Origin of the sequence: Phyllobacterium sp. YR531, from assembly GCF_000282595.1 — a bacterium.
Lineage (GTDB): Bacteria > Pseudomonadota > Alphaproteobacteria > Rhizobiales > Rhizobiaceae > Phyllobacterium.
In genome coordinates, this window is sequence record NZ_AKIZ01000030.1 from 1 (window position 1) to 15513 (window position 15513).

Annotated in this window: 12 protein-coding genes and 1 pseudogene; 12 read left to right on the plus strand and 1 reads right to left on the minus strand. The window is 52.9% G+C overall.

Annotation, left to right across the window (positions count from 1 at the left end):
* Positions 1-46 precede the first annotated feature (46 nt).
* The 11 genes and pseudogenes from PMI41_RS17175 to PMI41_RS17225 all read left to right on the plus strand — a co-directional run bounded on the left by PMI41_RS17175 (position 47) and on the right by PMI41_RS17225 (position 10745).
* Positions 47-499 (plus strand): hypothetical protein, encoded by a 453-nt coding sequence (locus PMI41_RS17175; RefSeq protein ID WP_008126958.1) that lies wholly within the window; start codon positions 47-49, stop codon positions 497-499.
* A pseudogene (locus PMI41_RS17180) lies at positions 496-783 on the plus strand (SelT/SelW/SelH family protein); the annotation flags it as partial. The gene PMI41_RS17175 and the pseudogene PMI41_RS17180, both read left to right, overlap by 4 nt.
* Before the next feature lie 137 nt (positions 784-920).
* Positions 921-1874 (plus strand): sugar-binding transcriptional regulator, encoded by a 954-nt coding sequence (locus PMI41_RS17185; RefSeq protein WP_008126960.1) that lies wholly within the window; start codon positions 921-923, stop codon positions 1872-1874.
* A gap of 156 nt (positions 1875-2030) precedes the next feature.
* Positions 2031-3296, plus strand: a complete 1266-nt coding sequence (locus PMI41_RS17190; protein WP_244423970.1) for a sugar ABC transporter substrate-binding protein — start codon at positions 2031-2033, stop codon at positions 3294-3296.
* A gap of 89 nt (positions 3297-3385) precedes the next feature.
* On the plus strand, positions 3386-4258 hold the full coding sequence (locus tag PMI41_RS17195; protein WP_008126963.1) for a sugar ABC transporter permease: 873 nt from the start codon (positions 3386-3388) through the stop codon (positions 4256-4258).
* Positions 4259-4262: 4 nt separating this feature from the next.
* Positions 4263-5093, plus strand: coding sequence for a carbohydrate ABC transporter permease (locus PMI41_RS17200; protein WP_008126966.1), 831 nt, complete (start codon positions 4263-4265; stop codon positions 5091-5093).
* A 42-nt stretch (positions 5094-5135) separates the two neighbouring features.
* A complete protein-coding gene (locus PMI41_RS17205; RefSeq protein WP_008126968.1) occupies positions 5136-6134 on the plus strand; it encodes an ABC transporter ATP-binding protein in 999 nt (332 codons plus the stop codon).
* A 29-nt stretch (positions 6135-6163) separates the two neighbouring features.
* Positions 6164-6940, plus strand: a complete 777-nt coding sequence (locus PMI41_RS17210; RefSeq protein ID WP_008126970.1) for an L-iditol 2-dehydrogenase — start codon at positions 6164-6166, stop codon at positions 6938-6940.
* Positions 6941-7000: 60 nt separating this feature from the next.
* Entirely contained in the window at positions 7001-8479 is a 1479-nt protein-coding gene (locus PMI41_RS17215; protein ID WP_008126973.1) for a mannitol dehydrogenase family protein, read from the plus strand.
* Positions 8479-9165, plus strand: a complete 687-nt coding sequence (locus PMI41_RS17220; RefSeq protein WP_008126974.1) for an HAD family hydrolase — start codon at positions 8479-8481, stop codon at positions 9163-9165. The genes PMI41_RS17215 and PMI41_RS17220 overlap by 1 nt, the downstream gene beginning before the upstream one ends.
* Positions 9162-10745 (plus strand): FGGY-family carbohydrate kinase, encoded by a 1584-nt coding sequence (locus PMI41_RS17225; protein ID WP_162130130.1) that lies wholly within the window; start codon positions 9162-9164, stop codon positions 10743-10745. Before PMI41_RS17220 ends, PMI41_RS17225 begins: the two co-directional genes overlap by 4 nt.
* A 1-nt stretch (position 10746) precedes the next feature.
* On the opposite strand, the gene polA is transcribed toward PMI41_RS17225, so the two are convergent.
* The gene (gene polA, locus PMI41_RS17230) at positions 10747-13698 is read right to left on the minus strand and encodes a DNA polymerase I (RefSeq protein WP_040855670.1); all 2952 of its coding nucleotides are present in this window, start codon (positions 13696-13698) and stop codon (positions 10747-10749) included.
* Between the two features lie 415 nt (positions 13699-14113).
* On the opposite strand from polA, the gene PMI41_RS17240 reads away from it, so the two are divergent.
* On the plus strand, positions 14114-15502 hold the full coding sequence (locus PMI41_RS17240; RefSeq protein ID WP_008126978.1) for a M20/M25/M40 family metallo-hydrolase: 1389 nt from the start codon (positions 14114-14116) through the stop codon (positions 15500-15502).
* Positions 15503-15513: the final 11 nt, after the last annotated feature.

A 15513-nucleotide genomic window follows, 5' to 3' on the forward strand; every position in this document is an offset into this window, starting at 1 on the left:
GACGCAAAAGCGGGCGTGGCAACGATAAACCTCGGAGAAAATTAGCATGCGCAAACAATCATGGCCGAACGAACTCATTCCATTTTGCAAATTCATACCCGACCCGCTGCCGGAATTGCCGATTAAACGTTGGCCAAGGCATCCGGTGCAGACGGATGAGCAGTACGAGGCCCAGTGGGAAATGAACAAGCGGACTCACCGGCGCCATGTGGTTATGCTGGCGTTGTTTCAGGGCATGGCAACAGCGTACGGTTATCACAAGACTTGCAACAAGGCCGTATGCCGTCGCAAGCAATGCTGCACGGGATGGCGCGCGCGCAACTCGGTCGACAATTATGATGTCCCGCTTTTCCCGCTATGCGGAACTATTGAAATGGCTGAGCGGGCGCGAGCAGGCGTGCGTGAGATGCTGGCAATTCTGATATCCGGTCACAACCCGGTCGTTGCGCCGGACGGCACCTTACATCCCAGCGAGAAAATGGTAGTAGAGGAGACATGACAACGAAACCTCGCATTTCCATTACTTATTGCACCCAATGCAGCTGGATGCTGCGCGCCGCCTGGATGGGGCAGGAACTGCTTTCCACCTTTGGCGCTGATCTGGGTGAAGTGGCGCTTATCCCCGGCACTGGCGGCATTTTTGAAATCCATGTCAATGACGATCTCATTTGGGAGCGCAAGCGCGATGGCGGGTTTCCCGAAGCCAAGGTGCTGAAACAGAGAGTGCGCGATATTGTCTGGCCGGAGCGCGATCTCGGACATTCCGACGGGCATAAGGCGAGCGGTGCGTCCTTCGACAAGCTCAGGATGAGGGAGGAAGAGCCTGCCAAAGATGAGAGGGAGACTGCCATCATTCCTCATGGTGAGCTTGTCGAACCACGCATAACGGGAGTTCCAGCATCCCGAGATGAGGCAGGCAAATGAGTAAGCCAGAGGTTACCACAACTAAACTTGATGATGCGGCGCGCGCTGGCTGGCTCTATTATGTTGCCGGTAACACGCAGGATGAAATTGCGGCAAAGCTTGGAGTATCACGCCAGTCGGCGCAGCGCATGGTTTCACTGGCGGTGTCGGAGGGGCTGGTAAAAGTCCGGCTGGATCACCCAATTGCCAATTGTCTCGATCTGGCAGCGCGGTTGACCGCGCGTTTTGGCCTGAAAATGGCGGAAGTGGTGCCGACTGATCCGGGTTCCAATTCAACCACGCTTGGCGTTGCCGATGCGGCGGCGGCGGAAATGACCCGTTGGCTCAAGACCGAAACGCCGGTTGTTGTCGGGATAGGCACCGGGCGCACGCTGAAAGCAGCAATCGAGATTCTCTCGCCCATTGATTGCCCGCAGCACAAGGTGGTGTCGCTGACGGGGAATATCGCACCGGACGGCTCGGCTGCCTTTTACAACGTCATTTTTAATATTGCGGAAAAGATCAAGGCGCGCAGTTTCCCGATGCCGCTGCCGGTCATTGCCTCTTCGCCGGAAGAGCGCGAACTCCTGCACAGCCAGCCGATGATTCGCTCCGTGCTGGACCTTTCGGCCAAGGCTGATGTGGCCTTTATCGGCATTGGTGATCTGGAAGATGATGCGCCGCTTTATGTCGACGGTTTTATATCCAAGGCGGAGTTGCTGGCTCTGCGGCAGGCTGGCGCCGTGTGTGAAATTGTCGGCCACGCCTTTGATCGCAATGGTGTAGCCATAGAAGGTTTGACCAATGAGCGCGTCGCAAGTGCGCTTATCCCTTCGCGTGAGACTGCAATGGTCATTGCCATCGCCAAGGGTGAAAAGAAGATGCCGGGCATTGCGGCCGCGCTCAAGGGCAATCTTATCAACGGTTTGATTACCGACGAGCGCACAGCCGAAGCTCTTCTGGCGGGCTGATTTACCTCCGATTGTGCACTGCAGCGACGAATTGCACTTGACTCATTTCGCCCATGTGTGAGTATTTGCCCACACTACAAGCAATTGCTCATAACATTCGGGAGGAATGAAATGTTTAAGAGAACGCTTCTGCTCGGCGCGGTTTCCGTCGCGGCAATGGTCAGCTTTGCCCATGCTGAGACTTTGACCATTGCAACGGTCAACAATGGCGACATGGTTCGCATGCAGAAACTGACCGATGATTTCACCAAGAAGAATCCGGACATCAAGCTGGAATGGGTAACGCTCGAAGAAAACGTCCTGCGCCAGCGCGTCACAACCGATATTGCCACCAAAGGCGGCCAGTATGACGTGATGACCATTGGCACCTATGAAGTGCCGATCTGGGCCAAGCAGGGCTGGCTCCTGCCGCTCGACGGTCTGGGTGCAGATTATGACAAGGCTGATCTCCTGCCTTCGATCAGCGATGCCGTTTCGGTTGATGGCAAGCTTTATGCTTCGCCATTCTACGGCGAAAGCGCAATGGTGATGTATCGCAAGGATTTGGCTGAAAAGGCTGGTGTGACCATTCCGGAAAAGCCAACCTGGGACCAGATTGCTGAAGCTGCGAAGAAGATGACGGACAAGTCCACAGAGACTTACGGCATCTGCCTGCGTGGCAAGGCCGGTTGGGGCGAAAACATGGCGCTGTTGACAGCAACAGCCAACTCTTTCGGCGCACGCTGGTTTGATGAAAAGTGGGCACCGCAGTTCGACCAGCCAGAATGGAAGAAGGCGCTGACATTTTACGTTGACCTGATGAAGGAAGCTGGTCCTGCCGGTGCTTCGTCAAACGGGTTTAACGAAAACCTCGCTCTGTTCCAGACCGGCAAGTGCGGTATCTGGATTGATGCTACGGTCGCGGCTTCCTTCGTGACCAACCCGAAAGAGTCGAAGGTTGCTGACAAGGTTGGCTATGCACTGTTCCCGACAGGCGGTGTGGAAAACCACGGCAACTGGCTATGGGCATGGAACCTCGGCATTCCTGCTGGCACACAGAAAGCAGAAGCTGCACAGAAGTTCGTTTCTTGGGCAACAGACAAAGCTTACACGGAACTCGTAGCGAGCAAGGAAGGCTGGGCGAACGTTCCTCCGGGCACACGCACTTCGCTTTACGCAAATCCGGAATATCAGAAGGCTGCGCCTTTCGCCAAGATTACGCTGGATGCGATGACTGCTGCCAATACCAGCAAGCCGACAATCAAGCCTGTGCCTTACACGGGTGGCCAGTTCGTTGCCATTCCCGAGTTTCAGGGTCTTGGTACGGCAGTCGGTCAGCAGTTTTCTGCAGCACTGGCTGGTTCTGTAACCGTAGATCAGGCCTTGCAGAGCGCACAGGCACTGACCACCCGCGAAATGACAAAGGGCGGTTACATCAAATAGAATCCTCCTGGCTCCGGGCGGTTTCTGGCGCGAATGCCAGAAGCCGCCCGGGCCTCCTTTTTCAATAATCGCTGTATTGGATCCTGACCATGGCTACGCTTCAGACACGCGCAACTGCCCGTATCATGATGTCGCCCGCCGTCATCCTCTTGTTTTTGTGGATGATCGTGCCGCTTGTCATGACGCTGTACTTCTCATTCCTGCGCTACAATCTCCTGATGCCGGGAACAGAGGAATATGTTGGATTTCTCAATTATCGGTACTTCCTGACTGATCCGGCGTTCTTCACTGCCCTTGGCAATACGCTGCTGCTTGTTGGCGGGACGCTGTTGATCACCGTTATCGGCGGAATCCTTTTGGCGATTGTTCTCGACCAGCCATTCTGGGGGCAGGGTATTGTCCGCCTTCTGGTTATTGCGCCGTTTTTTGTCATGCCCACCGTTTCCGCACTTGTGTGGAAAAACATGCTGATGCACCCGGTCAACGGGTTATTTGCATGGATAGCGCGAACGTTTGGATTTGCACCGGTTGACTGGTTCGCCCAAGTCCCGCTGTTTTCCATTATCCTGATTGTCGCCTGGCAATGGTTGCCATTTGCCACGCTTATATTGCTCACAGCGCTGCAGTCGCTGGACGGGGAGCAGATTGAGGCGGCTGAAATGGATGGTGCCGGACCGCTATCGCGATTCATTTATCTCGTTCTGCCACATCTGTCGCGCGCGATAACGGTCGTCATTTTGATCCAGACGATCTTCCTTCTCAGTGTTTTCGCCGAAATTCTTGTGACAACAAATGGTGGTCCAGGTCTGCAGACGACCAACATTGCTTACCTGATCTATTCGCAAGCGCTTTTGCAGTTTGATGTGGGTGGAGCGTCCGCCGGCGGTATCGTTGCGGTCATCCTTGCCAACATCGTTGCCTTCTTCCTCATTCGCCTCATCGGCAAGAACCTGGAGAGGTAGAAACATGGCCCGCTCAGTTACGACGCAACGCAAGCTCATTTTCACGATCATCGGCTGGAGTATCGGGTTCCTGATCTTCTTTCCGATCCTGTGGACTTTCCTGACGAGCTTCAAGACAGAAGGCACTGCGGTTGCAACGCCGCCGCAGTTCCTGTTTTTTGATTGGACTCTGGAAAACTACCACGAAGTGCAGAGCCGCTCTGATTACGGCAAGCACGTTATGAACTCCATTGTCATTTCGGTCGGTTCGACCCTGCTTGGATTGGCACTGGCCATACCGGCAGCATGGGCTATGGCATTTTCGCCGACCAAGCGCACAAAGGACATTCTGATGTGGATGCTTTCCACAAAAATGATGCCTTCGGTTGGTGTACTCGTTCCGCTCTATCTGATTTTCCGTGATTGGGGTTTGCTGGATTCTCGACTGGGTCTGGTCGCAGTTCTGACCATGATCAACCTGCCGATTATTGTCTGGATGCTCTACACTTACTTCAAGGAAATCCCGGGTGAAATCCTTGAAGCCGCGCGTATGGATGGCGCATCATTGATGAAAGAGATCATCTATGTGCTGACACCGATGGCAGTTCCGGGCATTGCTTCGACTATGCTCCTGAACATCATTCTTGCGTGGAACGAAGCATTCTGGACGCTCAATCTGACCGCCGCAAATGCTGCACCTCTGACCGCCTTCATTGCTTCATATTCGAGTCCGGAAGGGCTGTTTTGGGCAAAGCTGTCGGCTGCATCGACTATGGCTATTGCCCCGATCCTGATCATGGGCTGGTTTAGCCAGAAGCAACTCGTTCGCGGTTTGACCTTTGGCGCCGTCAAATAACTTCTGACCTTTGGCCCGGCCAAAAGAGATGGGAATAATATTATGGGAAGCATAACACTCGAAAAAGTCTCGAAGTCGTTTGGCACCACTTCGGTCATTCCTGAGATCGATCTTGAAATCAATGACGGCGAGTTCGTTGTTTTCGTTGGGCCATCAGGCTGCGGAAAGTCGACATTGTTGCGCATGATAGCGGGTCTGGAAGACTTGTCGGGCGGGCGTATCATCATTGATGGCAAGGATATGTCGAACGAGGCACCAGCCAAACGCGGGCTATCGATGGTGTTCCAATCTTACGCGCTCTATCCGCATATGAGCGTCTATCAGAATATAGCGTTTCCGTTGAAGATGGATGGTCAGGAAAAGTCTGCTATCGACAAAAAAGTCAAAGATGCAGCGCATACCCTTAACCTGACCAGCTATCTGGATCGCAGGCCCGGCCAACTGTCGGGCGGCCAGCGCCAGCGCGTTGCCATCGGTCGCGCGATTGTGCGCCAGCCTAAGGCGTTTCTGTTTGATGAGCCGCTATCCAATCTTGATGCTGCTCTGCGCGGCAACATGCGTCTGGAGATCAGCGATCTTCATCATCAACTCAAGACCACAATGATCTATGTTACGCATGATCAGGTGGAAGCCATGACCATGGCTGACAAGATCGTTGTGCTTAATGCCGGCAGAATTGAACAGGTAGGCTCACCACTCGAGCTTTATAAAAGCCCGAGGAATGTTTTTGTGGCGGGTTTCATCGGCTCGCCGCGCATGAACCTTGTCAGTGGCGCTGCAGCTGAAAAGCACAACGCCACAACGTTGGGTGTGCGGCCGGAGCATGTGCAAATTTCCAAAACTGAAGGTGCCTGGAAAGGCACGGTCGGCGTTACCGAACATCTGGGCTCTGACACTTTCATTCATGTCGATGCAGATGGAGTTGGCAAGATAACGGTCCGCGCGGACGGTGATTTCGCGACGGAACATGGCCAGTCAATTTATCTCACTCCAGATCCAAACCGTTTGCATCGCTTTGATGCGAACGGTCAGGCCATCTAAGGCATATACGGGAAAGACAGGCATTCGAAATGAGCAGGCTTGCAGGCAAGACCGCATTTATCACGGGTTCAGCACGAGGCATCGGTCGTACGTTCGCCGAGGCCTACATACGCGAAGATGTAGATCATGTGGTGATAGCTGATATCAATCTGGAACGTGCGCAGCAGACGGCAACCGAACTGGGCAGCCAAGCTTATGCTGTTCAGCTTGATGTGAGCAGCCAGAGTTCAATAGATGCCGCTGTTTCGCAGGCTGTCGAGAAGTTTGGTGGCATCGATATTCTGATAAACAATGCCGCTCTTTTTGATCTTGCTCCCATCGTCGAAATCACCCGCGAAAGCTACGACAAGCTGTTTGCCGTGAATTTTGCGGGCACTCTATTTACTTTGCAGGCCGTTGCGAAAACCATGATCGAGCGTGGCAAAGGCGGCAAAATCATCAATATGGCCAGTCAGGCAGGACGTCGCGGTGAAGCGCTTGTTGCAGTGTACTGCGCGACGAAAGCTGCCGTTATTAGCCTGACCCAATCCGCAGGTTTAAATCTCATCGAGCATGGCATCAACGTGAACGCAATAGCGCCCGGCGTGGTGGATGGCGAGCACTGGGAAGGGGTCGATGCCCTTTTTGCAAAATATGAAAACAGGCCGCGCGGTGAGAAAAAGCGCCTTGTTGGCGAAGCTGTACCTTTCGGCCGCATGGGAACTGCAGAAGACCTGGCGGGGATGGCGGTATTCCTTGCCTCCAGCGACAGTGATTACGTTGTTGCGCAGACCTACAATGTCGATGGCGGCAACTGGATGAGTTGAGTTTGAGGCATGCAGCAATTGCTGCCCTCCTTGCATGAATGAAGAGAAGGGTTGATCCCGATGACCGTTAAACTTTCGCAAAAGGCTTTGCAGGATTTGCCCGCCAATGTCGGTGTTCCGGGCTACAAGCAATCGGACCTAAAAGCTGGCATCATCCATTTCGGCATTGGAAACTTTCATCGTGCTCATCAGGCTGTTTATCTTGATGAACTCTTCAATGCCGGAACTGATCACGAATGGGGTCTGGTCGGGGCTGGTGTTTTGCCATCTGATGAAACGATGCGCCTGAAATTGAAAGATCAGGACTGGCTGACGACGGTAGTGGAACAGGATAGCGGGCATCGCGCGGCGCATGTCACATCTGCAATGATCGATTATCTCCAGCCCGGAGATGCTGCTAACACGATCACTCGGCTTGCAGACCCGAAAATCCGCATTGTTTCAATGACTATTACTGAAGGCGGATACTTCATCGACCCCGCTTCTGGAAAGTTTAACCCTGAGCATCCGGCCATTGCTGCAGACGCAGCCAATATAGACGCACCGAAAACCGTATTTGGTTTGATCCTCGCAGGCCTTATTCGCCGGCAAAAAGAAGGCACACCTGCGTTTACAGTCATGTCATGCGACAATATTCCAGGGAATGGTCATGTCACCAGCGATGCTATCAGTGGCCTTGCTGCATTGATTGATCCTGCGCTTGCAGATTGGGTCAAACAGAATGTCGCTTTTCCAAATGGTATGGTTGATCGAATTACACCGGCAACGACAGATCGCGAACGCAACCTTTTGGCGACAGATTTTGGCGTTGAGGATAACTGGCCGGTATTTTGCGAGCCGTTCAAACAGTGGGTGCTTGAGGATCACTTTCCGACAGGCCGCCCGGCATTGGAAAAGGTTGGTGTGACTTTCGTCCAAGACGTGGCACCTTACGAGTTGATGAAAATCCGCATACTGAACGGTGGTCATGCGGCAATTGCCTATCCGGCATCTTTGATGGATATCCACTTCGTCCACGAAGCTATGGAAGAACCGCTGATACGTAATTTTCTGGCGAAGCTGGAACGCGAAGAAATCATTCCCGTGCTTCCACCGGTGCCGGACATGCCTTTCGATGAATATTTCGACTTGATCGTCCGGCGTTTTTCCAATCCGAAGATTGGAGACACCATTCAGCGGCTCTGCCAGGACGGTTCCAACAGACAGCCCAAATTTATCCTTCCAACCACTGCGGACAGGTTGAAGGCCGGGGAAAGTATTACCGGGCTCTCGCTGGTTTCGGCGCTTTGGTGCCGATTCTGCGCCGGTACAACCGATAGTGGTAAGCCGACGGACTATCTGGATGCCAGTGCTGAACGTTTGAAGATTGAGGCTCTGAAAGCCAAGGATGATCCGAAGGCATTTCTTGCCATGACCGATATTTTTGGCGATGTAGGAACAACGCCGGTTTTCGTCGAATCATTTTCGCGTATTCTCCGGACACTCTGGGAAAAAGGCGCGCGCGAAACCTTGAAGCTCTATCTCGAAGACAGACTGTGATGCCAGATCCCTCGCTCGTCATATTTGATTGCGATGGAGTGCTTGTCGATAGCGAGCCGATTTCGATAGCCGTATTGCTGGAGATGATCGGCAAGAGTGGCGTTACCATGTCTGAAGACGAAGCCTATGATCGTTTTCTCGGTCGAAGCATGGCAACCATCAGCAAGGTTCTGCACGAAGAATATGGGTTTGCCGCGAGTGAGGCAGACCTGGACGAGATGCGGAACAACCTCTACAGCCGCTTTGGATCGGATCTTAAACCTATCCCCGGTATTGCCGAAACACTAAAATGTTTGCATCTTCCCCGTTGCGTGGCATCCTCAAGTCAACCTGAGCGCATCCGATTGTCGCTAGAGTTGACGGGTCTGATTGATCTGCTCGATCCCCACATTTTCAGCGCGACAATGGTTAAGAACGGTAAACCTGCTCCGGACCTGTTTCTTTTCGCAGCCAATACCATGAATGTAGATCCGACTGACTGTGTGGTTATTGAGGATAGCCCGGCAGGTATTCAGGCCGCCAAGGCCGCAGGTATGCGTGTGTTTGCATTTACTGGTGGAACGCATTCACGTGGCGGCAGGCTTGAGTCAAAGCTTGCGTCTCTTGGCCCAACCCTTATATTCAACGACATGTTGCAATTGCCAGGCCTACTCGCATCGCAGGAAGCCGTACTGAAAGTTCGTTGATGCCACAATTTGTCTGCGCTGTAGATGTTGGCACAGGAAGCGCCCGTGCGGGCATTCTGGATGCAAAGGGCAATCTTCTTGGCCGCGTTGAACACCCGATCCTGATGAATCGTCCGATGGGCGATCACGCAGAACATGATTCGGAAGATATCTGGAAATCCGTTTGCATAGCCGTTCAGGGTGCCGTTGCTGCGGCTAAAGTCAGCCCCGCTGATGTTGTTGGATTGAGCTTTGATGCTACATGTTCATTGGTCGTGCGTGATAAGCAAACGGAACAGCTTACCGTATCAACCTCCGGCGAACGGCGCTGGGATACCATCGTGTGGCTGGATCATCGCGCGCTTGATGAGGCTGATGAATGTACGGCAACCGGCCATAAAGTTCTCGATTTCCTGGGTGGCGTTATGTCTCCGGAAATGCAAACGCCAAAATTGATGTGGCTGAAACGCCATCTACCTGCGACATGGGAAAAGGCAGGCTACTTCTTTGACCTTGCTGATTACCTCAGTTGGAAAGCGACGGGTTCATTGGCACGGTCGCAATGCACATTGACCTGCAAATGGACTTATCTTGCCCATGAGGAGCATGGATGGCAGGCGGATTACCTGAAAACGATTGGTCTGGAGGACTTACTTGAACGTGGTCACCTGCCGGAAGTTGCAAGCCCTGTAGCAACCGATCTTGGCGCGTTGACCAGTGAAGCAGCAAAGGCATTGGGCCTCACAACCAGTTGCCAGGTAGGTGCTGGTCTGATTGATGCTTTTGCTGGTTCGCTTGGAGTCCTTGGTGGCTTTGCTGGTGATCTTTCGCAAATTGACCGCCATCTTGCATTGATAGCTGGAACATCAAGCTGCCTGATGGCGCTGTCACAGGAGCCAATTTCTTTCCGTGGCGGTTGGGGGCCATATCATGGTGTTGCGCTTCCGGATGTCTGGCTGAGTGAGGGAGGTCAATCCGTGACCGGTGCCCTACTCGACCATATCATCCGTTGGCATGGTGCTGGTGGTGAGCCCAATGGTGATCTGCATAGAAAAATCACAGCACGAATCATGGAGCTTCGCGCTGCAGAACCCGATCTTGCAAATCGCCTGCACGTCTTGCCAGACTTTCACGGCAATCGGTCACCGCTCGCAGATCCCCACGCGGTGGGCGTTATCAGCGGCCTGACGCTGGATTCATCATTCGACAGCCTCTGCCGTCTGTATTGGAGGACTGCCGTGGGCATATCACTTGGCGTGCGGCACATTCTTGATGCCTTTAATGACAAGGGTTACGCCATTGATACGATGCACGTTACCGGTGGGCACATCAAAAGCCCATTGCTGATGGAACTCTATGCTGATGCAACCGGGTGCACGGTTATCACCTCTGCAGCGGAAGACGCAGTACTTCTCGGCACAGCAATGGTCGCGGCAACTGCTGCCGGTATGTATCCCGATCTACCCTCAGCCTGCACTGCGATGAAACAAGGCGGGCGAGCCTGTCAGCCTGACCCGGCAGCACGCCAGCGGCTTGATCGCGACTATCGCATTTTTGTTGAAATGCACGCCCAGCGCAAAGCACTGGACGCGATACAATAGATTAGTGCGCAGCTTCCCAGTTTGAAGCTGCGCGTGCATCAACCTGTAGGGGAACAGAGAGGGAAATTGCGGGCATAGCTGCATTTTCCATTACTTCACGGATGACTGGTAGCGTTGCATCTACCTCCTCGTCACTTGTTTCGAAAACGAGTTCGTCATGTACCTGAAGCAGCATACGTGCTGAGAGCTTGGCTTCAACAAGTGCAGCGTCCATGCGCACCATGGCACGACGGATAATGTCGGCAGCAGAGCCTTGGATAGGTGCATTGATTGCTGCACGCTCATTGAACGCCCGCAGTTGCGGATTGGATGAGCGAATTTCGGGATAGTGCGCACGGCGACCGAAAATGGTTTCGACATAGCCGTGCTGGCGGGCAAAGGCTTTGGTTGCTTCCATATAGTCCTTGATGCCGGGAAAACGATCAAAATAGGTACGGATATACTGGCTGGCCTCTTCGCGGGGGATTGATAACTGGTTCGCAAGACCAAAAGCGGAAATGCCGTAGATAATGCCGAAATTGATAGCCTTTGCACGGCGTCGCACCTCAGAAGGCATGCCTTCGACGGGGACGCCAAACATCTCTGAGGCGGTCATGGCGTGAATGTCGATGCTGTCAGCAAAGGCTTGAGTGAGCTGCGGAATTTCAGCCACATGCGCCAGCACGCGCAGTTCGATCTGGCTATAGTCGGCAGATATCAGTTTGTTGCCCGGTGCTGCAATAAAGGCGGTACGAATCTTGCGGCCTTCGCTGGTACGTACGGGAATGTTTTGGAGATTTGGTTCTGACGAAGACAGGCGCCCCGTCGATGTCGCAGCCATCGCATAAGAAGTATGCACGCGCTTTGTTTGCGGGTGAATATAGCCAGGCAAAGCATCGGTATATGTTGATTTCAGCTTGGTAAGTTGCCGCCAGTCTACAATCTTGCGCGGTAGTTCATGGCCCTCAGCTGCAAGATCTTCAAGGAGTTGTGCCGATGTTGACCATTGTCCCGTCTTGGTCTTCGAACCACCGGGCAGGCCCATTTTCCCGAACAATATATCGCCCATCTGCTTGGGGGAACCAATGTTGATTTTCTCACCGGCAAGTTTGTAGATTTCTTCCTCGATCGCGGCCGCTGATTGTGCGAGGTCCCCTGATAGCCTCGACAATATCTGCCGATCAACACTTATGCCTCGTTCCTCCATCCGGGCAAGGACAGGAATAAGAGGGCGCTCCAGGCGCTCATAAACCGAAGCGAGACCATCGGCAACAAGGCGTGGCTTCAGCAATCGCCACAGACGCAAAGTGACGTCGGCGTCTTCGGCTGCATATTCAGTAGCACGTTCAATCTCAACCTTGTCAAATGTAAGCGAAGACTTACCAGATCCAATCAAATCCTTGTAGGCCAGCGGTTTATGGCCCAGCCAGCGGTCACAAAGACTATCCATGCTATGATGACCTTCACCAGCATCAAGCACATAAGAGATAAGCATGGTGTCATCGACGGGACGTAGATCGATGCCATGACGGTGCATCACCAGCCATTCATACTTCATGGAGTGAGCAATTTTCAGAACCGATGCATCTTCCAACATTGGTTTTAACAGGCGGAAAACTGCAGCTTCAGGGATCTGGTGCTCAAGAAGACCACCACCGAGCAAATCGCCATCACGTGACTTGTGGTTTATCGGGATATAGGCGGCACGCCCAGGCCGAGTGGCCAAAGACAAGCCAACGATTTCGGTCTGCATCGGGTCAGCAGATGTTGTTTCCGTATCGAAGGCCACAATACCTGACGCCATCGCCTCGTCGATCCAGATTTGCAGTGAAGCAGTATCGCGAATGGTTACATACGCGCTGCGATCAATCTTGCCCGAGAGTGCCTCGTCGGTGCGTGCTTTGACCAGATCAGCTGGAGTCGCGGCAATATTGGATGAACTGGGCTTGTTTGAAACGACTGTTTGGTCCGACGGTGTAGAAGCTGGACGGTTTGCGCTAGCTTCGCTTTTATCAAGATCGGGGCCATGTGCCTCTGCAACGGCTTCAATCTTCAGATTGGTTGCCTCAATCGCGCTGGCATCAACGCCAGTTGCTTCTGCGGCCCTGCGTGTCAGGGAGTTAAATTCCATGGATTTCAGGAAAGCCACAAGCTTGGGACCGTCCTGTGGTTCAAGTACGAAATCTTCCAGACCTATATCAATCGGGGTATCAGTTTTCAAAGTAACAAGCTGGCGTGAGATCAGCGCCTGCTCGGTATATTGAATGATGTTTTCGCGTCTTTTCTGCTGCTTGATCTCGCCGGCACGCGAAAGCAATGTATCCAGATCACCAAACTCCTCCAGCAACTGTGCTGCAGTTTTTGGTCCAATGCCGGGGATGCCAGGGACATTGTCGGTAGAATCGCCCGTCATTGCCTGCAGATCGATCATTTTTCCCGGCGGTACGCCCCATTTCTCGACCACCTCGGGGATACCGATCTGTTTATCCTTCATACTGTCGTACATGGAGACAAGTGGTGTCACCAATTGCATCAGATCCTTGTCGGAAGAGATGATTGTCACCTCTGCACCTGCAGCCTCCGCCATGCGGGCATAGGTGGCAATCAGGTCATCGGCCTCATATCCCTCTTTCTCGATACAAGGCAGGTTGAATGCTTTCGTCGCTTGCCGGATCAAGCCAAATTGCGGGATAAGGTCTTCCGGCGGAGCAGAACGGTTTGCTTTGTATTCCGGATAAATTTCCTTCCGGAAGGTTGTCGAAGAATAATCAAAAATGACCGCAAAATGTGTTGGCGTATCGCGCACCGAGGTATCACGCGCCTCGCGCAAAAGCTTCCACAGCATGTTGCAAAAGCCTGAAACTGCACCGACGGGCAAGCCATCCGATTTCCGCGTCAGCGGAGGAAGGGCATGGTATGCACGGAAAATATAGCCGGAACCGTCGACGAGGAAGAGATGATCACCTTTTTTCATGCAAACAGAAATAAATGAACATCCGCGAAAAGGGAATGATGAGTTGTGTTGTTTCACGCAACTCCTGTGGGCATCTTGACAGTCGGTATAGTTCACGCGTTTGTTACAAAGATGTAATCTTCTGTGCCCTTGAATTGCCACGGTTTGCCCCCCAAATCCAGTTCATCGACATTAGATCGATCTCTGGTTTTTAAGGCTCGTCCCCCGCCTGATACCAGTGTCGCAGTCACCCCATCCCCCTCTCCAGGGTTGACTGCAAATGAGTGTAGTAGTGATCTGGTCGCCTCTGGTCCCCCCGCCAAGGCGGCCATTTCTTTTGTGGCTACCTGCATGGCACTTTTTTGTGCTCCTTTTGCCAAAATGCGATAAGAAGAACTCCCTTCACGAATCCGGTCCACCAAATTCAGGAAATGCTATGTCCGCTTTAGAACCCGTGTTGAACGTGCTTGATAACAATCTCGACGAAAGCCTGAAGCGCCTCTTCGATCTGTTGCGAATCAAATCCATCTCAACCGATCCGGCATTCAAGGCAGAATGCCGCAAAGCTGCCGAATGGCTGGTTGCCGATCTCCAATCAATTGGTTTTGAAGCAAGCGTACGGGACACGCCTGGGCATCCGATGGTTGTGGGACACCATGCCGGGCCAAGCGAAGATGCACCACATGTGCTTTTCTACGGACACTACGATGTCCAACCGGTTGATCCACTCGAATTATGGGAAAACGACCCATTTGACCCAGCAATCAAAGATGCCGGTAATGGGCGCAAAATTCTCACAGGGCGAGGAACGTCAGACGACAAAGGACAATTGATGACTTTTGTCGAAGCCTGTCGTGCTTACAAGGAAGTACACGGCAAACTGCCGATAAAGGTTTCCATTCTATTTGAGGGCGAAGAAGAATCGGGCTCGCCGTCGCTGAAGCCATTCCTTGAAGCGCATAAGAACGAGTTGAAGGCTGATTTTGCACTCGTATGCGATACAGGTATGTGGGATCCTGAAACCCCTGCCATTTCAGTTGGATTACGAGGGCTTGTCGGCGAAGAAATTATTATCAAAGCGGCGGATCGCGATCTTCATTCGGGTATGTTCGGTGGTGCAGCAGCAAATCCGATCCGTATACTGACGAAGGTTCTTGCCGATATTCACGATGAAAACGGAGCTGTGACTATCCCCGGTTTTTATGATGGGGTGGAGGAAACACCGACCCAAATATTGCAGATGTGGGAGGGGCTGGGGGCTACGCCTGAAAACTTCCTTGGACCCGTAGGACTTTCTGTGCCATCCGGCGAAAAAGGACGTTCGGTGCTGGAGCTGATCTGGGCACGGCCCACGGCCGAGTTTAATGGTATAACCGGCGGCTATACCGGGCAAGGTTTCAAAACCGTCATTGCAGCGCAGGCTTCGGCAAAGGTTTCGTTCCGTCTGGTCCACAAGCAGAATCCGGTAAAAATCCGTGAAGCATTCAGGGCCTTCGTTCAGGCACGTATTCCAGCCGATTGCACGGTGGAGTTTCATGAACATGGCGGCTCGCCTGCCATCCAGCTTTCCTATGAATCACCGCTGCTATCCAAGGCAAAAAATGCCTTGAGTGATGAATGGCCAAATCCGGCCGTGCTGATTGCCATGGGTGGCTCTATTCCAATTGTAGGCGATTTCCAGCACATGCTCGGAATGGAATCGCTGCTTGTGGGCTATGGCTTGGAAGACGACCGTATTCATTCACCCAACGAGAAGTACGAGCTGAACTCTTTCCATAAGGGTCAGCGGTCCTGGGCACGCATTCTCGACGCTTTGGCCAAATAATAGGAAATTGA